Origin of the sequence: Pseudoalteromonas sp. TAE56, assembly GCF_000497955.1 — a bacterium.
Classification (GTDB): domain Bacteria; phylum Pseudomonadota; class Gammaproteobacteria; order Enterobacterales; family Alteromonadaceae; genus Pseudoalteromonas.
This window is the reverse complement of record NZ_AUTN01000089.1, coordinates 1-26726: the sequence shown is the minus strand read 5'-3', so window position 1 is coordinate 26726 and position 26726 is coordinate 1. Positions and strand designations below refer to the sequence as shown.

25 protein-coding genes, 2 pseudogenes and 1 riboswitch are annotated in these 26726 nt (G+C 38.7%); of the genes and pseudogenes, 20 read left to right on the top strand and 7 right to left on the bottom strand.

Features of this window, described 5'->3' with window-relative positions; genetic code table 11:
- Nucleotides 1–230: 230 nt before the first annotated feature.
- Nucleotides 231–686: a thioesterase family protein gene (locus L656_RS0109295; RefSeq protein WP_024599000.1), complete on the top strand. Its 456-nt coding sequence runs from the start codon at nucleotides 231–233 to the stop codon at nucleotides 684–686.
- A 51-nt stretch (nucleotides 687–737) separates the two neighbouring features.
- The gene (gene rarD / locus L656_RS0109290) at nucleotides 738–1655 is read left to right on the top strand and encodes an EamA family transporter RarD (RefSeq protein ID WP_024598999.1); all 918 of its coding nucleotides are present in this window, start codon (nucleotides 738–740) and stop codon (nucleotides 1653–1655) included.
- 16 nt (nucleotides 1656–1671) lie between these two features.
- Here rarD and L656_RS0109285 read toward each other — a convergent pair whose 3' ends face one another.
- Both L656_RS0109285 and L656_RS0109280 read right to left on the bottom strand, forming a co-directional pair.
- Entirely contained in the window at nucleotides 1672–2907 is a 1236-nt protein-coding gene (locus tag L656_RS0109285; RefSeq protein WP_024598998.1) for a response regulator, read from the bottom strand.
- Between the two features lie 85 nt (nucleotides 2908–2992).
- Nucleotides 2993–3367 carry a DUF413 domain-containing protein gene (locus L656_RS0109280; RefSeq protein WP_007583734.1) on the bottom strand — a complete coding sequence of 125 codons (375 nt, stop codon included), beginning with the start codon at nucleotides 3365–3367 and terminating at the stop codon, nucleotides 2993–2995.
- A 91-nt stretch (nucleotides 3368–3458) separates the two neighbouring features.
- Between L656_RS0109280 and L656_RS0109275 the strand changes: the two genes are divergently transcribed.
- The 8 genes and pseudogenes from L656_RS0109275 to ung all read left to right on the top strand — a co-directional run bounded on the left by L656_RS0109275 (nucleotide 3459) and on the right by ung (nucleotide 11552).
- Nucleotides 3459–4331 carry a LysR family transcriptional regulator gene (locus tag L656_RS0109275; RefSeq protein ID WP_024598997.1) on the top strand — a complete coding sequence of 291 codons (873 nt, stop codon included), beginning with the start codon at nucleotides 3459–3461 and terminating at the stop codon, nucleotides 4329–4331.
- 166 nt (nucleotides 4332–4497) lie between these two features.
- Nucleotides 4498–5434 (top strand): annotated as a pseudogene (locus L656_RS01000000122105) (porin).
- Between the two features lie 298 nt (nucleotides 5435–5732).
- Nucleotides 5733–5882: riboswitch (cobalamin riboswitch) on the top strand.
- Nucleotides 5883–6130: 248 nt separating this feature from the next.
- Complete coding sequence (locus L656_RS0109265; protein ID WP_024598996.1) at nucleotides 6131–6943, top strand: ABC transporter ATP-binding protein; 813 nt, start codon at nucleotides 6131–6133, stop codon at nucleotides 6941–6943.
- Nucleotide 6944: 1 nt separating this feature from the next.
- Nucleotides 6945–7949, top strand: a complete 1005-nt coding sequence (locus tag L656_RS0109260) for a FecCD family ABC transporter permease (RefSeq protein WP_024598995.1) — start codon at nucleotides 6945–6947, stop codon at nucleotides 7947–7949.
- Nucleotides 7950–7953: 4 nt separating this feature from the next.
- The gene (locus tag L656_RS0109255; protein ID WP_024598994.1) at nucleotides 7954–9438 is read left to right on the top strand and encodes a cobyric acid synthase; all 1485 of its coding nucleotides are present in this window, start codon (nucleotides 7954–7956) and stop codon (nucleotides 9436–9438) included.
- Nucleotides 9431–10033, top strand: a complete 603-nt coding sequence (cobO, locus tag L656_RS0109250) for a cob(I)yrinic acid a,c-diamide adenosyltransferase (RefSeq protein WP_024598993.1) — start codon at nucleotides 9431–9433, stop codon at nucleotides 10031–10033. The genes L656_RS0109255 and cobO overlap by 8 nt, the downstream gene beginning before the upstream one ends.
- Nucleotides 10033–10893 (top strand): cobalamin-binding protein, encoded by an 861-nt coding sequence (locus L656_RS0109245; RefSeq protein ID WP_024598992.1) that lies wholly within the window; start codon nucleotides 10033–10035, stop codon nucleotides 10891–10893. Before cobO ends, L656_RS0109245 begins: the two co-directional genes overlap by 1 nt.
- Entirely contained in the window at nucleotides 10890–11552 is a 663-nt protein-coding gene (gene ung, locus L656_RS0109240) for a uracil-DNA glycosylase (RefSeq protein ID WP_024598991.1), read from the top strand. Before L656_RS0109245 ends, ung begins: the two co-directional genes overlap by 4 nt.
- Before the next feature lie 107 nt (nucleotides 11553–11659).
- Here the strand turns inward: ung and L656_RS0109235 are convergent, their stop codons facing one another.
- Both L656_RS0109235 and tal read right to left on the bottom strand, forming a co-directional pair.
- Nucleotides 11660–11848: a DUF3545 family protein gene (locus L656_RS0109235; protein ID WP_007583746.1), complete on the bottom strand. Its 189-nt coding sequence runs from the start codon at nucleotides 11846–11848 to the stop codon at nucleotides 11660–11662.
- A gap of 202 nt (nucleotides 11849–12050) precedes the next feature.
- Nucleotides 12051–13001, bottom strand: a complete 951-nt coding sequence (tal, locus tag L656_RS0109230; protein WP_024598990.1) for a transaldolase — start codon at nucleotides 12999–13001, stop codon at nucleotides 12051–12053.
- Nucleotides 13002–13226: 225 nt separating this feature from the next.
- Between tal and yaaA the strand changes: the two are divergent.
- The 3 genes and pseudogenes from yaaA to L656_RS0109215 all read left to right on the top strand — a co-directional run bounded on the left by yaaA (nucleotide 13227) and on the right by L656_RS0109215 (nucleotide 17419).
- A pseudogene (yaaA, locus tag L656_RS01000000122100) lies at nucleotides 13227–14011 on the top strand (peroxide stress protein YaaA).
- Nucleotides 14012–14132: 121 nt separating this feature from the next.
- Complete coding sequence (locus tag L656_RS0109220; protein ID WP_024598989.1) at nucleotides 14133–15089, top strand: mechanosensitive ion channel family protein; 957 nt, start codon at nucleotides 14133–14135, stop codon at nucleotides 15087–15089.
- 359 nt (nucleotides 15090–15448) lie between these two features.
- Nucleotides 15449–17419, top strand: coding sequence for a methyl-accepting chemotaxis protein (locus tag L656_RS0109215; protein WP_024598988.1), 1971 nt, complete (start codon nucleotides 15449–15451; stop codon nucleotides 17417–17419).
- 216 nt (nucleotides 17420–17635) lie between these two features.
- Here L656_RS0109215 and L656_RS0109210 read toward each other — a convergent pair whose 3' ends face one another.
- Together L656_RS0109210 and srmB are read right to left on the bottom strand one after the other, a co-directional pair.
- Entirely contained in the window at nucleotides 17636–17956 is a 321-nt protein-coding gene (locus L656_RS0109210; RefSeq protein ID WP_010553266.1) for a BON domain-containing protein, read from the bottom strand.
- A 273-nt stretch (nucleotides 17957–18229) separates the two neighbouring features.
- A complete protein-coding gene (srmB, locus tag L656_RS0109200) occupies nucleotides 18230–19456 on the bottom strand; it encodes an ATP-dependent RNA helicase SrmB (protein WP_007376476.1) in 1227 nt (408 codons plus the stop codon).
- A gap of 75 nt (nucleotides 19457–19531) precedes the next feature.
- Between srmB and L656_RS0109195 the strand changes: the two genes are divergently transcribed.
- From L656_RS0109195 to L656_RS0109180, 4 genes are all read left to right on the top strand, one after another.
- The gene (locus L656_RS0109195) at nucleotides 19532–20230 is read left to right on the top strand and encodes a tRNA1(Val) (adenine(37)-N6)-methyltransferase (RefSeq protein WP_024596178.1); all 699 of its coding nucleotides are present in this window, start codon (nucleotides 19532–19534) and stop codon (nucleotides 20228–20230) included.
- A 61-nt stretch (nucleotides 20231–20291) separates the two neighbouring features.
- The gene (locus L656_RS0109190; protein ID WP_024596177.1) at nucleotides 20292–22001 is read left to right on the top strand and encodes a DUF4153 domain-containing protein; all 1710 of its coding nucleotides are present in this window, start codon (nucleotides 20292–20294) and stop codon (nucleotides 21999–22001) included.
- Between the two features lie 165 nt (nucleotides 22002–22166).
- The gene (locus L656_RS0109185) at nucleotides 22167–22613 is read left to right on the top strand and encodes a DUF2147 domain-containing protein (protein ID WP_024596176.1); all 447 of its coding nucleotides are present in this window, start codon (nucleotides 22167–22169) and stop codon (nucleotides 22611–22613) included.
- Between the two features lie 139 nt (nucleotides 22614–22752).
- Nucleotides 22753–23220, top strand: coding sequence for a YHS domain-containing (seleno)protein (locus L656_RS0109180; RefSeq protein ID WP_024596175.1), 468 nt, complete (start codon nucleotides 22753–22755; stop codon nucleotides 23218–23220).
- 84 nt (nucleotides 23221–23304) lie between these two features.
- Here the strand turns inward: L656_RS0109180 and fldB are convergent, their stop codons facing one another.
- A complete protein-coding gene (gene fldB, locus L656_RS0109175) occupies nucleotides 23305–23826 on the bottom strand; it encodes a flavodoxin FldB (RefSeq protein WP_007583764.1) in 522 nt (173 codons plus the stop codon).
- Nucleotides 23827–23920: 94 nt separating this feature from the next.
- On the opposite strand from fldB, the gene xerD reads away from it, so the two are divergent.
- From xerD to L656_RS0109160, 3 genes are all read left to right on the top strand, one after another.
- A complete protein-coding gene (gene xerD / locus L656_RS0109170; protein WP_024598986.1) occupies nucleotides 23921–24847 on the top strand; it encodes a site-specific tyrosine recombinase XerD in 927 nt (308 codons plus the stop codon).
- A gap of 63 nt (nucleotides 24848–24910) precedes the next feature.
- Nucleotides 24911–25639 (top strand): bifunctional protein-disulfide isomerase/oxidoreductase DsbC, encoded by a 729-nt coding sequence (gene dsbC / locus L656_RS0109165; RefSeq protein WP_024596174.1) that lies wholly within the window; start codon nucleotides 24911–24913, stop codon nucleotides 25637–25639.
- Between the two features lie 81 nt (nucleotides 25640–25720).
- Nucleotides 25721–26726 (top strand): DHH family phosphoesterase (locus tag L656_RS0109160; protein ID WP_024598985.1); only part of this gene is annotated, 1006 nt, incomplete at its 3' end.

Genomic DNA, 26726 nt, shown 5'->3' with positions numbered 1-26726 from the left:
CATTAATGCTACGTTATCGCCCATTTATGGGGAATAACCACACTACATAGGCTCTGCCTTGCCTAAATACCAAACAGACTGCTGCAAATTTAACCTTGAAAGATCAACAGACCCTAGTGTTGAAATAGCTTTTTAATATCAGGCTTATTTAAAATGACTTAACGAGAGCCTCGTAGTTTTGCTTAAGTTATGTTTTACTCATCGTACCAGTTTAAACATAGAGAATAATAATGAATAAAGAAATGTTAATTGAACAAGTGGGCGCATTGTTTGTAAATGGCATGCCATTTAATCAGTTTTTAAATATCTCGGTTGAGTCACTTACTCCAGAGCAAGCAAAAATAAGTTTTCCTTGGCAAGACGTATTCATAGGAAACCCTGCGCAAAAAATATTACATGGTGGCGTTATTTCAGCCGTTCTCGACAACGTAGGAGGCATGCTCGCGGCAGCGAGTGTAATTGATAAGCTAACCGATATAGACATTAAGAGTGTACAGCAAAAGCTAGCAACCCTTGGCACTATCGATTTACGAACCGATTATTTGCGCCCAGGAAAAGGGGAGAGCTTTATAGCAAGTGCCACACTTATTCGCTCAGGCAATAAAGTATGTGTGTGTAGAATGGAATTGCATAACGAACAATCTGTTCAAATTGCTTTTGGAACTGGTACGTATTTAGTTGGATAAAACGCGCGTGGCAAGTAAACTAGCGGCCTTTTAAATCACTAAGTGTTTATTATGTCGATTGATACCGAGCAGCGTAAAGGTGCTATTTTTGCTTGTCTTGCTTTTTTTATGTGGGGTCTTGCGCCAATATACTTTAAGTTAATTCAGCATGTTACTGCCTTTGAAATTTTAATGCATCGGGTTGTTTGGTCGGTTGTATTTTTAGTACTGGTAGTAAGTGTTTTAAAGTATTGGGACAAAGTAAAACGCATCATTGTTCAGCCTAAGCTTTTGCTTATGCTTGTTATTACCTCTGCGCTGCTTGGGTTTAACTGGGGTTTATTTATATGGGCTATAAATAATAACCATATGCTTGATGCGAGTTTGGGCTATTACATAAACCCTCTTTTAAATGTATTGCTGGGAATGCTCTTTTTAGGTGAACGCCTGCGTAAGTTTCAAGGCGTAGCAGTGGCACTTGCCTTTAGTGGTGTTGTACTGCAGTTAATTAGTTTTGGCTCGTTTCCGGTAGTGGCATTTTCATTGGCTATATCGTTTGCGCTTTATGGTTTAATACGTAAAAAGTTACCTGTTGAAGCTCTGCCTGGTATTTTACTTGAAGCACTTATATTACTGCCTGTTGCACTCATTTATTGGTGGTTAATGGTGCCGACACCAACTTCAAGCCTACCAGCCAACGATTGGCATACAAATGCATTACTGATTAGTGCCGGTATTGTAACTACATTACCATTACTGTGTTTTACTGGTGCAGCTAAGCGCTTGCAATACACTACACTTGGCTTTTTTCAGTACATTGGACCAAGCCTAATGTTTATATTAGCAGTGGTGTTTTACGGTGAAATTTTTGATGCGGAGCGTGTAGTAACGTTTGCATGTATTTGGAGTGCATTAGCTATTTTTAGTTGGGACTCTTATCATCAATCACGTAAACGTAAAAAAGCGGCTATTACAGCCGCAGAAGTATAATTAACTAATAAAATGGTTAACTAACTACTTTATTACGACCAGATTCTTTAGCGTCGTAAAGCTTTAAGTCGGCCTGTTTTAATAGTTCATCAATTTGATAAACAGGCCCGTTTGAGAAGCCAATAGAGATAGTAAATTTAATTTTAGCTTTACTAAATTCTTGGCTATTCATTTCTATAAAATACCTAAAACCTTCAAGCCTTTTTAGTGCTTCTTGTTTATCAGTGTCGGCAAAGTACACTGCGAATTCTTCACCACCTAAACGCGCTACTAAATACTTTTTAAAATATTTACTAAAGCAAATAGAAAGCCCTTTTAATACTTCGTCGCCTACATCATGTCCGTGTGTGTCATTAATCACTTTAAAATGATCAATATCAAGCATTGCTAAGGATCCTGAACCTTGCTTACTTTTAATCTTTTTAAGTGACTTATTGGTTTCTTCAAAAAAGTAACGGCGATTAGGTAAATTAGTTAAATAATCAGTGTTAGCTTGCCGTTTTATTGTGGCCATAAGCTCTAACATATCGACGTTTTGGCTTAGACGACAATAAAACTCTTCATTATTAAAAGGTTTACGAAGGTAGTCGTTTGCACCATTTTTTAAAAACAACGTTGATAAATCAGACGAGTCTGCGGCAGAAACACCAATAATCACTTTTTCATCGTTGTCATATAAACGACGAATTTCAGTGCATAGTTCATCACCATTCATGTTTGGCATTTCGTTATCAGTAATAATTACAGATATATCAGGTGAGGCTTCAAGCGCGGCTAGTGCTTCTATACCGTCTTCGGCTTGTAGAATTTGATATTTATGACGTGCAAGCAAGCTGCAAATGTAAGTACGTGTAGATGCAGAATCATCAACAACAAGCACTTTTACATTTTCGTTGCGAGTTAATCTAAGTAATTGTCTTTCGAGGTATTGATACGCTTGTTTGTTTTCTTTAATGATGTAATCAATGATTGGATATTTTTCGACTGTATCGCGGGTTTGTTTATCAATATTACCCGTCATTACAATAGTTGGAATGTCAGCCTTAACAGTACACGGTACTGCTTCACCTGATGGGGCATCAGGTAATATAAAGTCGACTACAGCACAAAAGTAGCTATTTTTACTTATAAGCTCTTTTGTTTGTGCTAATGACTCAGCTATATCAACTTCATAACCTGCTTTAAGCGCGATGTGCTTTTGCACTCGCGCCATTGCAGGTGTATCTTCAACTATTAGTATTTTTCGCGTCACGTAACACCTTGTTTATATTTTGCAAAAATATTTGCTTATACAAGTTGTAACTGTTAAAACGCAAAAAAGCAAATAACTTAAGTACTTACAGGTTATCCGCTTCTGAATAATACTCTTGGCTAATTGGTGCTGGCCCTGACATTTTTGAACGGCCAAATAAAGTATGAAATTTAGTTTTACAGGTCGTTAGCTTTAAGTATTTTACCCAAGCTCGTTCGATTGGGTTAGTAGGTTCTTGTGAGCCAGTGACTACTGCTACAAACTGTTCTTGATGTTCGTTTTGCGGCTCAATTGTTTTGCTATATAAGCCTCTTAAAACAACACCGTGTTGTTCTAATATACTGGCTTCTAATAAGGTGAAGTTTCCGCTGCGGCTAAAGCCACGTGGAAAATTCTGATCATCATAAAATTGACGTTGGCTAACAAATGCTTGGCGTAGTAATGAAATGTTATTGCTCATAGCTTTATCCTCATACCCTATTAATTAGCTGGAGTATGATGCAAGTTTGGCAATTTATTAAACAAATTATTTTTATCGTGAGGATAAAAAATTGGATATCGATTTATTAAAAACATTCGTTGAAGTAGTGCGTACGCGTCACTTTGGTAAAGCGGCCGAAAACCTTTATATTACGCAGTCTGCAGTGAGCTTTAGAATTCGCCAATTAGAGCAAGGGCTTGGTGTTAATTTATTTATACGTCAGCGCAACAATATTCAACTTACCGCACCAGGCGAGCGCTTATTACCGCACGCGCAAATGATTATTACAGGTATGCAGCGCGCCAAAGTAGATGTTGCGCTTGCCGATAATATGCATAAGCAAATTAGCTTAGCAGGAACGCCTAATATTTGGGATGCTTTTTTACAGTTTGGTATAACAAATATTGTATCGGCGATGCCGGGCGTGTCGTTGGTTGCAGAAGTTAAAGCACAACAAGAAAGCACTCGACTATTATTAGAGCGTACGCTCGATTTAGCAATATTGTTTGATCCACCAAAAGTAGACGAGTTAGTAGTAGAGCGAATTTGTGAGTTGCCAATCATTCCTGTAAGCGGATATGACACAGCAACGAACGAAAACTTTTTTGATAATCAATATGTGTATGTTGATTGGGGAACTACTTTTTCTCTTTGGCATGCACGCCAGTTTACAGGAAAAACGCCACCTTACTTTAGAACTAGCACAGGACGTATTGCACTTGATTTAATACTGCAATGTGGTGGTAGTGCATTTATACCTCAAGTATTGGTTGAAGGACATTTAGAAAAAGGAGAGTTGTTTCATGTTAAAGGGGTAGAAAACACCTCAAGAGACGTATTTATCGCATACCACAGAGACAACGAGCAAAAAGAGCTAATAGAAACCTTAGTTAATTTACTTTCGCAAATGACGCCAAGCTTGTCTTTAAAGCAAAGTAAGTAAGAGAGACCATTTATTAAACTTTCATGTTATTTTGATTTCACATTTAATGCATTTTTATTAATAAAAAAAGACATTAATATTTCCATTGTAATATTACTGTCATTTAGCGATGACAAAATGCAGCAGTTTTAAAAATTAGTCTTTTGTGATTATCCAAGGAAATAACATGAAATTTGTAAAATCGAGCTTATGCTTAGCACTATTAAGTGGTTTATCTTTTAATGCACTTGCCGACGTAGACATTTACGGTAAAGCGAATGTAACAGTGCAATCATCAGATGATGGCGAAGGGTCTTTTACTGAAATAAAAAGTAATGCATCTCGTCTTGGTGTTAAAGGTTCTGAAAAAATAAATGATAGTTTAGAAGCGGTATATAAGTTTGAGTTTCAAGTTGATGTGTCTGATGCTGATTCAAAAGGCGATAACGACGATAACATTTCTGCGCGTAACCAATACGTTGGTTTAAAAGGTGCGTTTGGCCAAGTAGTTATTGGTCGTAACGATACTGCGCTTAAGCAATCTCAAGGCAAGTTGGATTTATTTAACGACCTTGAAGGCGACATTAAAAATGTATTTAAAGGTGAAAACCGCTTAGGAAATACAGTTAGTTATTCATCAAACTCATACGAAGGCTTTAAAGTACTTGCTACTTTTGTAGCTGAAGATGATGTAGACGCTGATAACGGTTACTCAATGGCAGTGACCTACGGTGACGTTGCACTTAAAAAGAGCGCGGTATACGCCTCTATTGCAGNCAGCCGATAGCGAAGTAAATGGCTACGATGTAGTGCGTGCATCAATCCAGGGTAAAGTTGAAAACTTTAAATTGGGCGCAATGTACCAAACACAAGAAGCAGTAGATGGCAGCGTAGAAGCGGATGGTTACTTGCTAAATGCTGCTTACAGCATGGGTAACAACACATTTAAAGTGCAATACCAAGATATGGACTTTGACGACAGCGACGATAAGTCAGCAATTTCAGTTGGTCTTGATCATAAATTAAATAAAAACATTAAAATATTTGGTTTTTACTCAAGCTTTGATATGGACAACAACGTTGACCAAGACTACGTAGGCTTAGGTATTGAATACAAGTTTTAACGGCAGGGCGTGTTTATCTTTGGTGGTTGAATTTGCAGCAGTGTGTTTGGTTTTTAGGCAAGGCAGAGTCTGTGAAATGTGTTATTCCCCATAAATAGGCGATAACGTAGCATAAATACCAAACATGCGCTGCCCTCAGGGTTCTTTCTAGGGACGATTTACTCTTTGTTGCTCGGTTTTTACTTAGCCCACTAGGTTACAAACCTCGCGCCGCGATTTAATCGCCCCTAGATTGAACAAATTTAAATCCACAAAGGTCAACACGCCCTAGTTAAAGCACTCCCTTTTTAACCGCGCTCTTTTGAGTGCGGTTTTTTTTGCTTTAAATTATTTACTTAGCCGCCCATAATAGAGCTTCATTTGGAATGAGGTGCGAGTCCTCGACTGTTCCCGCAACTGTAAGCAGCTGAGCTGTAAGTCAGATACAAATGGTATAATACCAATTTTATTAAAAACATGATCTTTCTAGCGAATTAAATAACTTACTAACTTTGTTAAAAATTATTCATATATAACAACTATATGTCATAATTTCCGCCTTGTTATTAAGCTATTTATTTGTTGCTGTAATAGCTCACTAATTTAATGCAATTGGTATGAATTTTTTTAACGAGCGGGTTTACTCATTTTTTTCTTGTAGTGCATTAGTATTTTTATCGCATTTTTAGTGAGTTTAACCTAGCCTAGGACTGACTATTGCACACTCAAACGCCATTAAATACACCATTGCTAAACGTTAAAAACGTATCGTGGGATATTGGCAATAAAACGATTCTCAAAAAAATAAACCTTAAAATAACCACAGGTAAATTTGTTGGCTTAATTGGTCCCAATGGCGCAGGTAAATCGAGCTTATTGCGTTGTCTATATCGTTTTAATAAACCAAGTAATGGCGTTGTAGAATTTAACAGCACAGATATTTGGCAGCTAAAAAGCGATGAGTACGCAAAAAAAGTAGCGGTTGTTTTGCAAGAAACCCCGTCGCAATTTAACTTAAGCGTATTTGATGTTATTGCGCTTGGGCTAACGCCTCATAAATCGCTATTTAGCTCAGTAACTAACACTGATAAACAAAAAGTTATTCAAGCTATCAATACCGTAGGGTTGGCAGATCATAGTGATCAAAGCTTTGAATCACTCTCAGGCGGTGAAAAGCAACGTGCCTTGATAGCCCGCGCCATAGTTCAGCAACCTCAACTGTTAATAATGGACGAGCCAACTAGCCATTTAGATGTTAAATACCAAATACAGGTAATGGAGCTTGCTAAATCGTTGGGTGTAACGGTGTTTGCATCGTTTCATGATTTAAACTTAGCCTCTGCAATGTGCGATGAACTAGTGGTTATTAAAAATGGTGAAATTACGCATTCAGGCGCCCCAAGTGAGGTATTAACCGAAAACATGCTAGGTGAGGTTTTTGGTGTCTGCGCCCAAGTAAATAACCACCCGCAAATATCGAAGTCGGGAAATAGCATTCCTCATATCACTTACTTTTATGGTTACAAATAATATGAGCGCAGTTAATACTCGCCAATCACTTGCGCTATTTATAAGTGCTGCAGCTGCTTTATTTAGCTTATTTGCAGCACTTAGTTTTGGCGCAGCAGATACCTCACTACAAGATGTACTTAATAGTTTTTTGCTCTCAAATGATGCCTCTTTTAATACGCGTATTATTTTTGAACTAAGAATGCCACGTACATTACTCGCTTTTTTAGCAGGCTCTGGCTTAGCCATTGCGGGGCTTATTTTGCAAACGGTAACGCGCAACCCCCTAGCCGACCCTTACTTATTTGGTATATCGTCGGGTGCCTCATTTGGCGTGGTGTTACTTATGGCGCTAGCAGGTATTAGTGCAGGTTTTATGTTATCGGCAGCAGCGTTATTAGGTAGCTTACTCGCTATGAGTTTATTAATTTTTATTGCAGGTAGGCAGCAAAGTGCACAGGTAGAATCAATGCTATTAGCTGGCGTTGCTCTATCGTTTTTATTTAGTGCGTTTACCAGTTTGTTGCTTTATTGGAGTGACCCTCAGGCGGTAGCCGCTATTTTATTTTGGACACTGGGCAGCTTTGCTCGTGCGCAGTGGGCTACGCTTTGGTTGCCTTTATTGGTAATTACATTGTGTACGTTTGTAATGCTGAGCTTTAGAAGACAACTCAATGCCATGTTACTGGGCGATGAAAGCGCAATTACATTAGGTGTCAGGGTCCAGCGCTTTAGAATACTTATGCTAGTTTTAAGCTCATTAATTACCGCTGTGCTGGTGGCTATGTGTGGTGGTATTGGGTTTGTAGGATTAATGGTACCGCATATTGTGCGCTTTTTTATCTCCCAAGGCACCATCGCGGGATTGCTTGTAACCAGCTTAGTGGGCGGTACATTTATGGTGTGGGTTGATGTACTTTCGCGCTCCTTACTAAAAAACCAAGAATTGCCTGTGGGCGTTATTACCGCTGCTATTGGTAGCGTGTTCTTTTTAAGTTTATTATTTTTTAGAAAGCGAAGGGTGTAATTCCATGAAAACCTTAATGGTTCAAGGCACTACATCAGATGCTGGTAAAAGCACCCTAGTTGCAGCCCTCTGCAGAGTGTTTGCTAAGCGAGGGGTAAAGGTTGCGCCTTTTAAACCACAAAATATGGCACTTAATAGCGCGGTAACAAAAGATGGCGGAGAAATTGGCCGTGCGCAAGCCTTGCAAGCAATAGCCGCTAAAGTCGAGCCCGAAATAGACTTTAATCCTATTTTACTTAAACCTAATAGCGATACGGGCGCGCAAGTTATTATTCATGGAAAAGCCATTAGTAATATGGAAGCGGGCAAATATCACGACTATAAAAAAGTGGCGATGGATGCGGTAATTACCTCACATAACCGCTTAGCTAAACGCTTTGATTTACTCCTTGTTGAAGGGGCAGGGAGTCCTGCTGAAATAAACCTGCGTGAAAACGATATTGCCAATATGGGTTACGCCGAAGAGGTAGATTGCCCTGTTATTATAATTGCTGATATCGACAAAGGCGGTGTGTTTGCACATTTGGTAGGTACACTTGCTTTGCTAAGCGAGTCAGAACAAGCGCGCATAAAAGGCTTTGTTATAAACCGCTTTCGAGGCGATATAAGTTTGCTGCAAGGTGGGCTTGATTGGCTTGAAGAATACACAAACAAACCCGTACTTGGCGTATTACCTTATTTGCACGATCTTGCGCTTGATGCTGAAGACACCGTCGCCATTGATAATAATGTAACCAACGCCACAATTAATATTGCAGTGCTGCTTGTACCACACATTAGTAACCATACTGATTTTGATGCACTGCGTTTGCACCCCAATATTAATATAAATTATGTGCGCCACACGCAAACTATCCCAGACGTTGATCTGATAATTCTCCCAGGCAGTAAAAATGTGCTGGGCGATTTAACCTTTTTGAAAAATGAAGGCTGGGACACTCAAATTAAACGCCACTTACGCTATGGTGGCAAAGTACTTGGCATTTGTGGCGGCATGCAAATGCTAGGCAATACGCTCAACGATCCCGATGGTATTGAATCGTCATTAAAGCAAGTAAATGGGCTTGCTCTATGCGACTTTGAAACCACGCTGACAGCACAAAAAGTATTAACTAAAATAACCGCTACACTACTTTTAAATAACCAACAAACACCGTGTAGTGGTTACGAAATACATGCAGGAATTAGCCAAGGTGCAGCGCTTAATAAGCCATTTATAACCTTTAATAAAAGCCACCCAAATGGCTTTAAAACAGATGGCTTTATTAGCTATGATAACGCCATTGCAGGCACCTATTTACATGGTTTATTTGATGAAGCCGATGCTACATCGCAAATTTTAAAATGGGTAAAACCAAGCGCCTCAATTAACCCAATTGGTATTGCCGCTCACCGTGAGCAGCAGTTAGAACGATTAGCAACCATGTGTGAAACGCATTTAAACATACAGCAAATTATCTCGATTTATGAAGGGCACAATAATGACTGAACAAAACAACGATAAACACCAAAAACGCCAACAAAAAGTAAAAGAACAAGTGGATGCGCGCGTTGCTGCAGCACAAGATGTAAAAGGTATTTTTCAGGTTATTACGGGTAATGGTAAAGGTAAATCAACCTCAGGTTTTGGCGTTGTAGCTCGCTGTGTTGGGCATGGTAAAAAAGCAGCCGTTTGCCAATATATTAAAGGTACTTGGGAATGTGGCGAGCGTAATTTATTACAAGGTGCAGGTGTTGAGTTTGTTGTAATGAACACCGGTTTTACCTGGGATACGCAAAATAAAGAAGCCGATACCGCAGCCGCGCAAGCAACATGGCAAGAGTCAAAACGCATGCTTGCTGATAGCAGTATTGATTTAGTATTACTCGATGAGCTTACGTATATGGTGACCTACGGCTACGTTGATTTAGATGAAGTAGTAACAGCGCTTAATAACCGCCNCCCGCCAATGCAGTCAGTTATTATTACCGGGCGTGCAGCGCACCGTACTTTAACCGACCTTGCCGACACCGTAAGCGAAGTACGTAATGTAAAACACGCATTCGACTCAGGCATAAAAGCGCTCGAAGGGTTTGATTACTAATGTTTAAAGCGTTTTTTATTGGGCTGCTGCTTTTTAGTGTATCGGGCAGTGCACTTGCAGAGCAGGTTAATGATTCTAAAAAACTGCGAATAATCGCGCTTGCACCACATATAGTCGAAAATCTATTTGCCATAGGGGCGGGCGATAATATTGTGGGCACGGTTGATTACGCCGACTACCCAAGTGAAGCCCAAAGTATTGAGCGCATAGGGGGTTATTACGGCATCTCGCTTGAAAAAGTATTGGCGCTTAAACCTGATTTAGTAATTGCGTGGAAAAGCGGAAATCAAAGCGAAGATTTAGCCCAAATAGAGCGCCTTGGCATAAAAGTATATTTAAGTAACCCGACCACAATCGCTGGTGTAGCCGACGAGTTACTTACTTTTGGTGAATTTACAGGGAACATTAAGCAAAGCCAGCAAGCGGCAAATGCATTTAAACATAAGCTAAATGGTATTGTTAAAAGCCAGCAAGATAAAAAAAATATTACCGGGTTTTATCAGTTATGGGCTGAGCCCATGATGACAGTAAGTAAAAATACATGGATAAGCCAACTGATTGAAACATGCCATGTAAGTAATGTATTTGCACAGAGCGTTACAGATTACCCACAAATTAGTATCGAAAATGTCATTGTTACTAAGCCACAAGTTATTATTATCCCTGATGAAAAATCAAAAACACCACAGCCGGTTGTTAATTGGCAAAAATGGCCAGAAGTGCCCGCTGTTAAAAATGATCAATTTATTAGCGTAAATGCTGATTTATTACATCGTTTTACTCCGCGGATGCTAGATGGACTCGCGGATATGTGTGATAAAATAGACGCATCACGTAAACAGATTAAGAGTACACAATGAGCGATTGGGCTACATTTTTAGAAAGTGAATTACAGCAATCTTACATGCAGGAAACGTTAGAGACTGTGGCTAATCGCCGCAATGAAGGTGTTGCTGTTTATCCGCCTGAACCTCAAGTATTTAGCGCTTTTGATGCCACAGCACTAAATGACATCCGCGTTGTAATTTTAGGACAAGACCCATACCACGGAGAAGGGCAAGCGCATGGCTTGTGTTTTTCGGTATTGCCTGATGTAAAAAAGCTGCCGCCGTCGCTTAAAAATATGTATAAAGAGTTAGCTACCGATATTAGTGGGTTTATTACTCCTGAGCATGGTTACCTGCAAAGTTGGGCAGATCAGGGTGTATTTCTACTCAATACAGTATTGACCGTTGAGCAAGGGCAAGCGCATTCTCATAAGCATTTAGGATGGGAGCAATTTACCGATAATGTAATAGCGCATATTAATAAACACTGCGAAGGTGTGGTATTTATTTTATGGGGTGCACATGCACAAAAAAAAGGTAAAGGCATAGATAGCGCTCGCCATCATATTTTAAAAGGGCCACACCCATCGCCGCTTTCGGCGCATAGAGGCTTTTTTGGCTGTCAGCATTTTTCAAAAACGAATGAGCTATTACTAGCCCAAGATGAAAAACAGATTAACTGGCAGGTGTAAATAACCTGGGCTCTGAATAATAAATTTATCTCATGCAGCTATTTTCAGCGCATTAAAAAAGGCTTCCATATATCGGAAGCCTTTTTGTTTAGTTGGGGCGTATTGAATTAAAAATCGAGCTCTTCAATCGCAATACTGTCTGTAAAGTAGTCTAGTTCTTGTAGTTCTTTACGTAGGCGTTGTTTGTCTTTTATTGCTTCTATTTCACGCCATTTTCTTTTTTTATTTTTCTGGGAGGTTTTCCTTGTTGTATCTGGTCCTTCTAATATCTCTAATATATCGTTTAGGCTATCCATGAACTTCTCCTATTGATTTTATTGACCTCAAGAATACCTATACCACAGGCATAACTAAAATAGAACAAAAAAGTGACAGTTATGTTACGGGGATGTGATGAGTTGATGAAGGTTTATACAAAGATTATATGGAGGAGTAGCGTATTTTAGGCATAAAAAAACGCCGCTATTGCGACGTTTTTTAAAACACGATTATAGCAAATTACATTGCTTTAAAGCGCGCCTCTAGTTGTTCTTGTGCATCAGCAAAAGAGCGAATACCTTCAGCTAGTTTTTCAGTAGCCATAGCATCTTGGTTATGTAACCAACGGAACTGTGCTTCTGTAAGTGGCTCTGGTTTTGGCTCTTGTGGAACATCGCTTTCAAGCAAATATTCTTGTGCGCCTTCAAGGTTACCTAAATCTTCTAAAAGATTAGGGCTAATAGTTAGCTTGTCACAACCTGTAAGTGCAATAATTTCGCCTGTATTACGGAAACTTGCACCCATCACAACTGTTTTGTAGTCATGGCGTTTGTAAAATTCAAAAATGCTGCGTACAGACTGAACACCTGGATCTTGTAGCGGATCGGTTGGTTTTTCCATACCGTTAGCAACGTGCCAATCTAAAATACGGCCAACAAATGGCGAAATTAGAAATACGTTTGCATCAGCACAAGCACGGGCTTGGGCATCACTAAATAATAAAGTAAGGTTACATTTAGTGCCTTCTTTTTCTAGCTGCTCAGCGGCTTTAATACCTTCCCATGTAGACGCTACTTTAATTAAAATTTTGTCTTTGCTTACACCTTCTTTTTCGTAAAGGCTAAGTAGGGTATGTGCTTTATCAATTGTAGCTTGTGTATTAAACGAAAGGCGTGCATCTACTTCAGTAGAAATATAACCAGGTACAATCTCGCTAATTTCTTTACCAAGTAATACGGCAAAGTAATCACATGCTAGTTCAAGTTGTTTAGCAGGCTCTTGCTCGGTTTCTTTTGCGTAGCTCCAAGCTTTATCTAGGTAAGGCTTATATGCTTCAATCTCGCTCGCTTTTAATAAAAGTGACGGGTTTGTAGTTGCATCTTCTGGTTGATGCTTTTTAATAGCTTCAATATCACCAGTGTCGGCCACAATAGATGAATGTTGTTTTAGCCTTTGTAGAGCTGAAGTCATTTGCTTTCCTCATTCCAAGCAAGTTAAAAGAAAAATCTAATCACTCTTAATATATACAATCCATACTGCAACAGTGTGACAATGCTTGATAGGTCTTATGTCCTGATCAATAAAAAAACGGCAATGCATGGGTTATTAAGAGAGGATTTATTTAAACAAAACGTGCTTTTCGTTTCATTTAATGTTGAAATTGACACTAAATAAATTACAAGTCAATAGCTAACTATGATCACTGTTATTTCACCTGCAAAAAATCTTGATTACGAAACGCCACCCGCAACAGACAAGTTCACTCAGCCTGAATTACTAGAGCACAGCGAAGAGCTCATGAAAGTATGCCGTGAACTAACACCAGCGCAAATTGGCAGTTTAATGAAAATTAGCGACAAGCTATCTGGGCTTAACGCAGCACGCTTTAGTGAGTGGGCACAGCCGTTTACACAAAGTAATGCTAAACAAGCNAAGCCGCACTTGCCTTTAATGGCGATGTATATGGCGGTTTAGATGCAAGTACGCTTAAAGCTAGCGAGCTTGATTACGCACAAAACCACTTACGTATCCTTTCGGGTTTATACGGCTTATTAAAACCACTTGATTTAATGCAAGCTTACCGCCTTGAAATGGGCACCAAGCTTGAAAACTCGCGTGGCAAAAACTTATACGAGTTTTGGGGCAGCGTCATAGCGAATAAACTAAACGACGTATTAAAAGCACAAGACGCACAATATTTAGTTAACCTTGCTTCAAACGAATACTTTAAAGCGGTAGATAAAAAAGCATTAAATGCACAAATTATTACCCCACACTTTAAAGACTGTAAAAACGGTCAATATAAAGTTATTAGCTTTTACGCTAAAAAAGCACGCGGCATGATGGCGCGCTACATTATCGAAAATAAAGTAACGCAGTTAAGCCAACTTAAAGAGTTTACTGTGGCGGGTTATTACTTTAGCCCAGAGGCAACAGCCAAAGAGCTTGAGCCGGTATTTATGCGCGACGAACAAAGTTAGGTTCATAAGCTTAAATAAAAAATTTAAAAGCCATGTATTGCATGGCTTTTTTGATGTTGGCGTTATATTTGCAATCTCATCTAATATTAATGAGAACACTAATTAAATAGGTGCAAATAAAATGATCAGCATTCCGTCAATTGACGAAGCCGAAAAACTAATAGAAGAAAAGCTCGGAGGGTGGTTTGATGTTGTAATAAGCCATATCCCTAATTTTATAGTTGCGATACTGATCGCAATTGTGTTTTCAATATTGGCGCGCTTTGCTGGCAAGCTGATGAAAAACATATTACGCCGCTCTCTCGACTCAACACAAATTGCCGACTTAATGGCGTCAATTTTTAAAGTTATTGTGTTGTGTATAGGTTTATTTATAGCGCTCGATTTTGTTGGGCTAAAAGGCACCGTAACTTCGTTACTTGCTGGTGCGGGTATTGTGGGTTTAGCCATTGGTTTTGCGTTTCAAGACATGACCGAAAACCTAATTGCAGGTATAGCAATGGGTGTACGTAAGCCATTTAAAACAGGTGACGTAATAGAAACCGATGATGTGTTTGGTTCAATACATTCTATAAACCTACGTAACACGCTAATAGAGAGCTTTTATGGGCAGTTAATACTGGTACCAAACAAAGTATTATTTAGAAACGTACTAAAAAATTACACCACGCTAGGTGTTAGACGCATAGAAGTACCCGTAGGTATTTCGTATGGCGACGACATAGAAAAAGCAAAAGACGTTATAGTCGATAAAATTAACGAATTTGACTTTGTAATACGCAAAGATGAAACCGCAGTATACGCCGAAGGTTTTGGCGACAGCAGCATTAACTTACTGGTGTGGTTTTGGATTAAATACCCAGGTGAGCCAGACTTTATGACAGTACGCCACAAAGGTGTTGTTGCCGTTAAGCAGGCACTTGATGAAGCTGATATTAGTATTCCATTCCCAATTCGTACTTTAGATTTTGGTATTAAAGGCGGCGAAAAACTCGATGCCATGATAAGCGATAAAATAAGCCAGCAATCATCAAATAAAGACAGTGGTGAGGGGACTGACTCTAACCAAAGTGAGTAATTTAGTTAAAGCTCATTAGGCAAAAGCATTGGGAAATAGTTACTTACCAACAGCGCGTTTTTACAGAGTAAAACGCGCTTTTTAGACATTTTATAAAATAAAGGATATTTCTAATTTTAAAGTTAAGTCCCTTCATATAAGTATAAATTATCATTTTCCCATAAGAGCGCAATAAATAAACTTGTAACCATTACAAATACATAAACAACGAGGTGTTTGGATAATAAATGCATTTTAGTGGTTTTATGTTTCTATTTTGTTTGTTTCCCTCTGTAAATTCGGGTTTTGAATAAATAAATTCATTTTTAGCTTTTGGTAGGCTAGATTTAACTTAACTGCTCTTTATTTAGTAAATACAAATGCCAAGCAAGAAAGAAAGTTCAGCTTTTCAAACGAGTCACTGGAGTTTAAAAACTAAGCTAACATTAATTTTCCTACTCGTAGGGATAATACCCGCCCTCATAATTACTACAATTTCTACATTACAATCAAAATCACGCGTCGAATACAATATATCTCAGTCGCTTGAGGCGATTAATCAAATAAAAAAAACTCAGGTCGAAAATTATTTTAATCAAAAAAGGGCAGATATTGAGCTTTTGGCTTTAATTGTTCCGCAGCTTGAGGAAGACAACTATGATCGCTTTTTTACAGAATATATACAGAAGTATGACTATTACGATGTGTTTTTAATTAATAACAATGGGCTTATTTATTACACTCAAGCTAGAGAATCTGATTATCAAACAAACATATTAAAAGGGAAATATGCGAGTTCAAATTTAGGAGATTTAATTAAAGAGGTTAAACAATCTAAAAGTTTTAGTATTGCTGATTACAAACCGTATGCACCAAGTAATGGAGAACCCGCTGCGTTTATTGCTATACCTGTTGATGGTAGCGATACAATAGTTGCTTTGCAGCTTTCAAGTGAAGGGACTAATCAAATAATGGGTGTTCGCGAAGGGATGGGAGAAACTGGTGAGAGTTACCTAGTTGGAGAAGATAAGCTAATGCGTTCTGATTCATATCTTGACCCAGAAGGGCATTCACTCAAAGCAAGTTTTGCAGGAACTGTAACAAAGAATGGTGCTGATACAGAGGCTGTAAATTTAGCTTTAAATGCTCAACATGGTACTAAAATAATAAAAGATTATAATGGAAATAACGTACTTTCTGCCTTCGATAGTATAAAGATTGGAGATTTTAGCTGGATTATATTAAGTGAAATTGACGAATCAGAAGCATTTGCACCAGTCCATCAGACTGTGCTTTTTAGTGTAATTTCTATAATAGTAGCTGCAATTGTTGTTGTATTTATTGGTGTTTTCTTTTCTCGAAAAATAGCGACTCCAATAATTGTAGCTTCCACTTTTGCTAAAAAAGTGGCGGCAGGAGATCTTAGCAGTAATATCGAAGTTAATTCACACGATGAGGTAGGCATGCTACAAGTTGCATTGCATACCATGTTAGAAAATCTCAGAAAAATGATTGGTGAATTATCTAACGTTGCAGTTCAGCAAGGCAGTACAGCAACAGAGCTTGCCTCAGTTACTGAGCAAACTAGCTTAGCAGTTACCGAGCAGCAAGCACAAACTATACAAGTTGCAGCCGCCACTACCGAAATGACTGAAACAGTAAAAGAGATAGCGAGTACAACTGCTAGTGCATCATTATTATGTGAAAATATTCAAAGAATGGCTCGAGAAGGCTCTGAAAATAATGATAGTACTTACAACGCACTTGTTTCTCTTGGAGAAGCTACAAAAAAATCAGCACATGAAGTGACGGAGTTGAAGCATAATTCAGAAAAAATAGTGAATGTATTAGGCGTTATTAAAAAGATAGCTGATCAGACTAATTTACTTGCTTTGAACGCAGCAATTGAAGCAGCTAGAGCTGGTGAACAAGGGCGTGGTTTTGCTGTTGTTGCTGATGAAGTACGAAGCTTAGCTAAGTCTACGCAAGAGTCTACAATGGAGGTTGAAGTGATAATTGAAGCTGTTGTGAGTGCCAGTAACGCAGCTGTTCAAGCAATGACAGACAATGTAGGACAAACAACTCAAGTTCAGGAAATAGCTAAGAAAGCAAACTTAATCAATAGTAATGTAGGCAAAGCAGTAGATGAAATTTTTGATATGGTTGTTCAAATTGCAACCGCCTCTGAGCAGCAAGCAACCACCATCGATGAAATATCACGAAATATAGGTGTCATAAATATGGGTATATCAGAGACCGAGCAGGCAGTTAGAGATATTGCACAGTCAAGTAGCGAATTGTCTAGGATGGCAAACGGTTTAAATGATGAGGCCCAAAAGTTTAGTCTTTAACTTACTCTATTAATTTAGAAATCTTTGATTTAATGACGCTAATCATACAGATATAACTACGGTAGGATGTTACAGGGACGTACCATAAAAGACGTAAATAAGCGCGTGCCAAATAGTGCACGCGCATAAATGAATATTAGAGTTGGTGAGACATTTTGCAACCGATGAGCTCGTAAATTACAAACTTCCAACATATTTATGTTTTATTCTAATATGTTAAATAACGCTAATTTTATTACGAATGATTTTTACGCCATCCATATTTTCTAAAAACTTTTGAGCTAGTGCGCGCTGAAAACCAGTTTGTGCTTCACCATATAAATCTACTTCACCATTTTTTACCTGCACACGAATATCACTTAACGCTAGGTTAGGATTAGTTCGTAGGGTGTTGGTGATAGCTTGTTGTAAGTTAGGTTGAGTGGCTACACTGCTTACTACGGCCATGTTGGTTGCTGCACTTACCTTTGTAGCGCAAGCTAATAAAAATAAACAACAAAATGATACTAAAGCGATAGTTAACTTGAAGCGGTTCATAACTTAATCCTTACATTACGGTGAATAGTGCAGCCACAATATGGAAATTCCATNTCGGCTAGGTTATCTTTGTAGTTACAATTTCGGTGCCAATATTAACACTATGAAATATAAGGGGATTTTATTAAGTGGGAATTCAGGTGGGCAAAAATTACATTTAAATGAGTATGAGTTACATGCTTGGGTTACATATGTAACAGGTACAAGTGACAGAGCTATAAAGCTTGCATTAAAAAGCCGACAAAAGCCGGCTTAGTATAAAAATGTTTTAGGTTACTTTTTCTTTTTAACCTTAGCCTTTTTCTTGGCTTTCATTTTTACTGGATCTTTACGCTTTTTAGCTGGTGGCTTCGCTTCTTTATGCTGTGGCTCGACACCTCTAATTACACGGCGTTTTAATTTTTGTTCAACGTAGCGCTCTACTTTATATAAAATACCAATATCGTGTGCTTCAACTAGCGATATTGCTATCCCTTTTTTACCAGCACGGCCAGTACGACCAATACGGTGTACATATACGTCGGCAGTACGCGGCATATCAAAGTTAATAACGTGGCTGATGTCAGATACGTCAATACCACGTGCAGCTACGTCGGTAGCAACTAATATGCTTGTTTTGCCACTGTGGAAGTTTTCCATGGCTTTCATACGTTTGTCTTGTGGCATTTCGCCGCGTAACCACGCTGCTTTTACATCGTTAGTTGTAAGTTCGCCAATCAATGTTTCTAAGCGTTCGCGAGTTTTAACAAACACAATCGCTTTAGTTACGTCAGGGTTTTTTAGCGTATTAACTAACAACTCAAGTTTGTGATGATAATCGTCGGCTAAATGTACCCATTGGTGAATTTTAGCCTTTTCTTTACGTGACGATTCGGCTTCTAATAGAGCTGGGTCGTTTAATGTTTTTTCAGCAAACCTTTCTACGCTGTCACCTTCAAGTGTTGCTGAGAATAAAAAACATTGGCGACGATTTTTAGCTTCGTCACAAATACGGCTCATTTCCTTTTTGAAACCCATGTCTAACATGCGATCTGCTTCATCAATAATAAGCATTTCTACATGTTCAGCATGAAAGTTTTCGGTTTCTAGGTATTCCATTAATCGACCTGGTGTGGCGATTAAAATATCATTATTTTTTTCAAAAATTTCTTTATGCGTGCCGTAGTTAATACCGCCTGTTACTACACCAATTTTTAGGTGTGTGCGTTTAGCTAGCAGTTCACATTGTTCATGAATTTGATAAGCCAGCTCACGAGTTGGGGTCATAACGAGTACGCGCGCAAAACCAGGGTCACGACGTGGGAAATCCAGTAAGTACTGAATAGCCGGAATTAAAAATGCCGCTGTTTTACCTGTACCAGTAGGCGCAGATGCTAAAATATCGCGCCCCTGTAGTGCTTCAGGAATAGCTTGTTGTTGAATGCTGGTTGGCGTCTCGTAGCCCATTTTATTAATGGCATCGAGTAGCTTGTTATCAAGATCAAATTCAGAAAATTGCATAGAGTGTCTAAAATAAGGGACAATTACCCTGATTATACGCGCTATGCTGCGCTTGGTGAATGAAAAGGTGAAAAAATGTCTGGTTTTGTATTTAAACAATTTAAAGTTGAACACGACCACTGTGCAATGAAAGTTTCTACCGATGGCATTTTGCTTGGTGCATGGGCTAATTTAAGCGGCGCAAAGTCATTACTTGATATAGGCACCGGCACCGGCTTACTAGCACTAATGTGTAAGCAGCGCAGTAATGAGCTTGATATAACTGCGGTAGAAATTGACGAAAGCGCCTATACCCAAGCATTACAAAATGTAGCTAATAGTCCGTGGCCAACTATAAGTATTACGCACCAAACTATTCAACGCTTTAGTAGTGAAGTTAAATTTGACGTGGTTATCTCTAATCCACCGTATTTTAATCACAGTTTAAAAGGCGATAATGCTGCGCGTAATGCCGCACGCCATACCGACGGATTAAGTTTTGAAGAGTTAATTAATGCGTTTAAACATTTAAGCCATAGCCGCTCTCGCTTTAGCTTAATACTCCCAAGCGTTGAAGGCGCATTATTTATAGAGCTTGCTACTCAAAATGGGCTTTATTTAAATACTCACTGCCAAGTAAAAGCCACGCCTAATAAAGATATTAGCCGCAGTTTAATGACATTTAGCTACGTAAAAAGCGATATAGAAACATCAATTCTGTGTATTAGAAACTTAGATAATACCTACACCGCTGATTATATAGCCCTGTGCAAAGCATTTTATTTGAAAATGTGAAGCAATTGTAAAATAGGAACGAATAACGCAAACTGACTAAAACCTATTGTTGAGAACAGATATGGATAGTCAGTTACCAAAATCCTTTATAATTATACTTGCCGTAGTACAGGCTATTGCTCTTACCCTTTTATATAGCAGTATAGAAAATAATGTGTGGCCAGCAACAAGCCCTACATGGTTAGTCTCACTTATTACATTTTCTATGAGCTTTCCTTTATTAATGCTAATGACCGTTAATAAAAATAATATAAAAACGTCGTTACTTTTAATCCTTCCTTTTTCCTTGTTGTTATCTTTACTGGGTGCGTATGCAGGCTTTCAGCAAGAGCCTCAAGAGTACGTAAGTAATAGCAATTTAATATCCGTTTTTATTTTTACTAGTTTAATAGCTGGCTTTAAAGGCCTTATGTACATTCAACAATTTGGTAGTTCAGAAAATGTTAGCTACAGTCGTTTGTTTAAGCTCTCTTGGCGTAATTTTATAATTTTTGGAGAATGCTGGCTGTTCGTACTTATTTTTTGGGGAATACTAAATTTAGGTGCGGCTTTATTTGATATTTTAGATATAAATTTTTTCTCTGAGCTACTAAGAGATGAATGGTTTTGGATCCCAACCTTAACGCTCGCATTTGCCTTTGCGAGTATCATATTTAGAAAGCTTTTGAACATTGAAGATAATATCGCTTTTTTACTACAAACTTTAATTAAGTTTTTATTGCCTGTTTTATCAGTTATTTCTCTCGGTTTTTTAGCAACACTTCCTTTTACCGGACTCAATAAATTATGGGAGACCGGAAGTGGCAGTTTATTAGTAATGTGGCTGCAGGTGCTCACGTTGTTTTTTGTTAACACTGTTTATAAAGATGACTCATCAGTTCGCCCTTATCACATGCTCTTGCACCGACTCGTTTTTATAAGCGTTGCGTTACTTCCAGTTTATAGTGTTATTTCTGCCTATGGAATTTACTTACGGGTAGAGCAGCATGGGCTAACAGTAGATCGTTGTTGGGGCATTTTGATTTGGTTTTTATTGGCGTGTTTTTCGTTTAGTTATCTTGTTGGAATTATAACAAAGCGAGACAATTGGCTAGAGCCGCTTAGCAAAATAAATATTGTGATGGGGTGGGTGGTGCTCGTTAGTATGCTTGCTGTTAACTCCCCTTTATTAAATTTTCAAAGCTTATCTACAAACAGCCAAATAGCGCGTTTAGATGCAGATAAAGTAACAATAGAAAAGTTTGACTATTACTATTTTGAGTACAGCTTAGGACGCCAAGGTTATTTAGCTATGCAGTTATTAAAACAGAAAATTGAAACGAGTCACCCAGAGCAATACGCTATCATCGATAGGATGTATGTAAATAATGAGTTTGCTTTAACGCTTGAACACACAGTCGGTGATTTTATTGAGCGCAGTGTATTTTGGCCATCACAAGCGCTAATACCTCAAGGTTTAATAGAGGCAGTATTTTCTGAACAACATTTTTACGATCGTAACTCTTTAAAAGAACATACTTACTATTTCATTGGCATGGATTTGAACAAGGATGATGAACTCGATTTTATAGTGATTGACGAAAGTAATGAAAATATAGCCGCATATTTCTGGTTATTCGACATGGGTAAGTGGCGATCAAGGTATATGAATGTCGAAAATCTTGAAGAGATTAGATACCTTAAAAGCATGATTGATAATAACGAATTATCTTTAGTTGAGCCTGAATATTCAAATCTAAAAATAGGGGATGTTGTTTTTAAAGTGAGGTAATACGTAACTTTTTTTTATGCTACTGCCCCTTAAACCTAAACTAATGATTATTAGTTTAGGTTTTTTGCTTTTAGTTTTTTATTTTATGTACAGCGCTTTAATAGTGTGTTTATAAATCACCTGATATGATTTAGCCATTGGCCACTTAATTTAAAAGGCAACACAATGAAAAAGTTAAATAAATTAGCATTACTTAGCACGTTAGCTGCCACCATTTTTGCAAGCCAAGGTGTGTTTGCTGCTATTACGCCTGTAGGGCTTTGGAAAACGATTGATGAGGATACAAACCAAGCTAAGTCGTATGTACGTATTACCCAAACCAACGGTGTATTAAGCGGCAAAGTTGAAACCATTCTTAACCCGGCAAAACAAAATGATATATGTAGTAAATGCGATGATGAGTTAAAAGATCAGCCTATTTTAGGAATGACTATAATCACGGGTGTAAAAGCACAAGATGATGGCGTTTGGGGAGACGGTGAAATACTCGACCCAACAAATGGTAAAACCTACACTTTACAACTAACCCCGCAGGATGAAGGTAAAAAGCTCGAAGTACGAGGCTACATTGGCTTTTTTTACCGTAATCAATATTGGTTAAAAGTAGAGTAAGTTTTACTGTTTATTTATTTACTAAACGTTAAATAATTAAGTATTAACTGAAATCATTTTTGCGCTTTGCCTTTCTTACTCACTAAGCCAGCTATATTTAATTGGCATTCAATTTTGAGTAAATAATAAAGGAAAAAAGATGATTAAGTACATAGTTGCTTTAATAATGCTGAGCACACTGTTAATGAGCGGTGGAGCAAGCGCAAAGGATGATGCTGTAAATACGGGTTGGTTTAATAACACGGCTATTAAAGGGTACGACAGCGTTGCTTATTTTACGCAAAATAAAGCCGTTAAAGGCAGCGACAAATATACGTTTAGTTATTTAGGTGCTGACTGGCATTTTTCGAGTGAAGAAAATAAAACGGCATTTGCAGAAAACCCAAAGCGTTATGCACCGCAATACGGTGGCTGGTGCGCTTATGCAATGGCTGATGAGGGTAATGCCGTAGGGATAGACCCTGAAGCATTTTATATTCACGAAGATAAGCTTTACTTAAATTATAGCCAAAGCGTGCAGCAAAAATGGTTAAGTAATTTACTACCGTACATTGTTATGGCTGATGGGTACTACCCACAAACAACCAATGTGATGACGTTTCAATAAATTGATTTATATTAATAAAAAAGCGCGTAACTAATTTTATAGTTACGCGCTTTTTTATTTTATTTTTCGGTATTTATAAGTGAATTAAAGCGTTTCGCCGTATTCAGTCATTACCTGTTCAACCCATGTTGCAATGCGGTCGTCGCTTAGCTCGTATTGACTGTCTTCGTCGAGCGCGAGTCCTACAAACTGTTTACCATCAGGCGTCAATGCTTTTGAAGCTTCAAACTCGTAGCTACTGTCGTTTGGCCAAAAACCAAGTTGAGTAAATGTTTGCGTATTTATTTCGTCGTGTAGCATGCCTAGCGCATCTTGAAACCACTGCCCGTAACCTTGTTGATCGCCCATGCCAAATAAAGCAATGGTTTTACCATTTAGGTTTACGTCGGCTATGTCGTCCCACTTTGACTCCCAGTCTTCTTGTATTTCACCAAAATCCCATGTTGAAATACCAAAGATGATAAAGTCGTACTGCTCTGCATTTTTTAGTGGCTCGTCTTTAATATTGTGCAGGGTAACTATATCGGCACCAATAATGTCGCGAATCTTTTCTGCTGCCATTTCGGTGTAGCACGTAGTAGAACCAAAAAATAAACCAATTTGCATCGTATTTATCACTGTGTAATTGCCTGATATGATAGGCTCAAGTTTACCGTAAGGTATTTTTAATTGATACCTTAGCAAAGCATGAGAGCATAATGTGACAACGCTATCTGACGATTCTTTTGAAAATAACAGCAGTATGAGCAGTAATAGCGACTACCTAGAAACCTTTTTAGATAGCCTGTACTTAGAACAAGGCGTAAGCGAAAACACATTAAGTGCTTATCGCAGTGATTTAGACAAGTTTTGCCTATTTTTAAAGGGCGAAAATTTAATGACGGTAACAGGGCTTGATGTTGAAAGTTACTTAGCGCATCGAGTCGATTTAGGCTTAAAACCACGCAGTACTGCACGTAGTATTAGTGCGCTAAAACGTTTTTATCAGTACTTTGTGCGCGAAAAACTAATTAGCGACACCCCCATGCTAAATATTTCTCAGCCAAAAGCAGGGCAGTCGTTACCTAAAACACTCTCAGAAGCTGAAGTTGAGGCATTATTAAATGCGCCTAACACCGAAGAAGCGATGGGACTGCGCGATAAGGCCATGCTAGAGCTACTTTATGCAACGGGTTTGCGTGTAAGTGAGCTTGTTGGACTGCGCATGGAGCAAATTAATTTGCGCCAAGCAGTGGTGTTTGTAAAAGGTAAAGGTAATAAAGAGCGGTTAGTACCACTGGGTGAAGAGGCCATGTATTGGCTTGAGCAATTTTTAAAGGGTGGTCGTGCGCAAATGATAAAACATGCCACCGATTTTGTGTTCCCATCTAAACGCGGAGTAGGCATGGCGCGACAAACCTTTTGGCATAGAATTAAACACTATGCTATTTTGGCAGCAGTTGAGTCTCCATTATCGCCCCATACTATGCGCCATGCTTTTGCTACGCACTTATTAAATCATGGGGCAGATTTACGTGTGGTACAAATGATGTTGGGCCATAGCGATTTATCAACGACGCAAATTTATACCCATGTTGCCAATGAACGGTTAAAGTCGGTACACGCAGAGCATCACCCGCGTGCGTAAGTTTGAAAGTAAATATCATTAAGCCGGTCAATATATTAAGTATTTTTAGGATAGAGAGAAGTTATGAAAAAATTAATGTTAGCAGGTGCCATGTTGTGCACAAGTATTAGTGCATTTGCAAATGGCGTTGCTGTAACACCAGATGCTAATGATCCTATTATTACTAAATTTGCCGAGCTTGGTGTAACTGTAAAGCAAATTAATCCAAGTCCAGTAGCAGGTTTAAAAGAATTGATCACTAATAAGGGCGTGCTTTACGCAAGTCCAGACGGTCAATATTTAATGCAAGGTACGTTAATTGATTTAAATAATCGTAATAACCTAACAGAGCAAGCATTAAATGGCGTGCGTGTTGAAGGTCTTAAAGAATACGAAGAATCGATGATTGTGTACAAAGCGCCAAACGAAAAACACAGCATTACTGTATTTACTGACATTAGCTGTGGTTACTGTCGTAAATTACACCGCGAGTTAGACGATTTACTTGATGCGGGTATTACCGTTAAGTACTTAGCGTTTCCACGTGGTGGCTTACAAGGTTCAGGTTACGCAGATTTAATGAATGTATGGTGTGCACGCGATCAGCAAGAAGCACTAACAGAAGCTAAATCGGGCACAAGCACTAAAGTAGTTGCAGGCTGTAGCGCACCGGTTGCAGAGCATTACCAATTAGGTCAAAGCTTTGGTATTAGCGGCACACCCGCTATTATTTTAGAAGATGGTACAATGATCCCTGGTTACCAGCCAGCAGCAGCACTAAAAGCAGCATTAGAAGCTAACAAAGCGTCGTAATTAAACGCTTAGTTATTATTAAAAAGGCCTTAATGGCCTTTTTTTGTCTTTTTAATACGACTCAATAAGTTAAAACCCTGCATGAAAAAACTAATCATTGCGCGTGAAAACGTTGACGACTCGCATCTGCCGAGTAATTTACACCCTGTAATTAAACAAATTTATGCTAACCGCAATGTATTCAATGCCGAAGAGCTAAATAACAGCGTAGCTACGCTTCACGACTTCAAATTGTTTAAAGACATCGACAAAGCCAGCGACTTATTAATTGAAGCATTAAAAGCGCAAAGCCAAATATTAATAGTTGGCGACTTTGATGCCGATGGCGCAACAAGCACTGCAACATTAATGCAAGGCCTTGAGATGTTTGGCTTTAAACATTTAGATTACTTAATTCCTGACAGGTTTAGCTTAGGATATGGCTTAAGCCCCGCGCTTGCTGAGCAAATAGTACAAATAAAACCTGATTTAGTGATCACCGTAGATAACGGCATATCGTGTATTGCCGGTATTGATATTTTAAAAGCGGTTGGCATAAAAGTGCTGGTAACAGATCACCACTTACAAGGTGAGCAGCTGCCAAATGCAGATGCAATAGTAAATCCAAATAGACATGAATGTGATTTTCCGTCTAAATCTATTGCAGGCGTTGGCGTTGCTTTTTACTTATTAATAGCGCTGAGAAGCGTAATGCGAGATTTGGGTTATTTTGAGCAACAACCACCACCTAATCTAGCTAACTTGCTCGACATTGTAGCGCTTGGAACGGTTGCCGATGTAGTGGCACTTGATGCAAATAACCGTACCTTAGTACACCAAGGTTTAGCACGTATTCGCAGTGGTAAAACACGCCCAGGCATTACCGCGCTTATTGAAGTGGCTAACCGCAATGCTGCCCGCTTAAGCGCAAGCGACTTTGGCTTTTCACTTGCGCCGCGTTTAAATGCAGCAGGGCGATTAGACGACATGAGTTTGGGTATAGCGTGCTTGCTTAGCACCGACATAAACCAAGCGCGTAGTATAGCTGGCGAGCTCGATAGCTTAAACTTTGCAAGGCGCGAAATAGAACAAGGCATGCAAGCCGAGG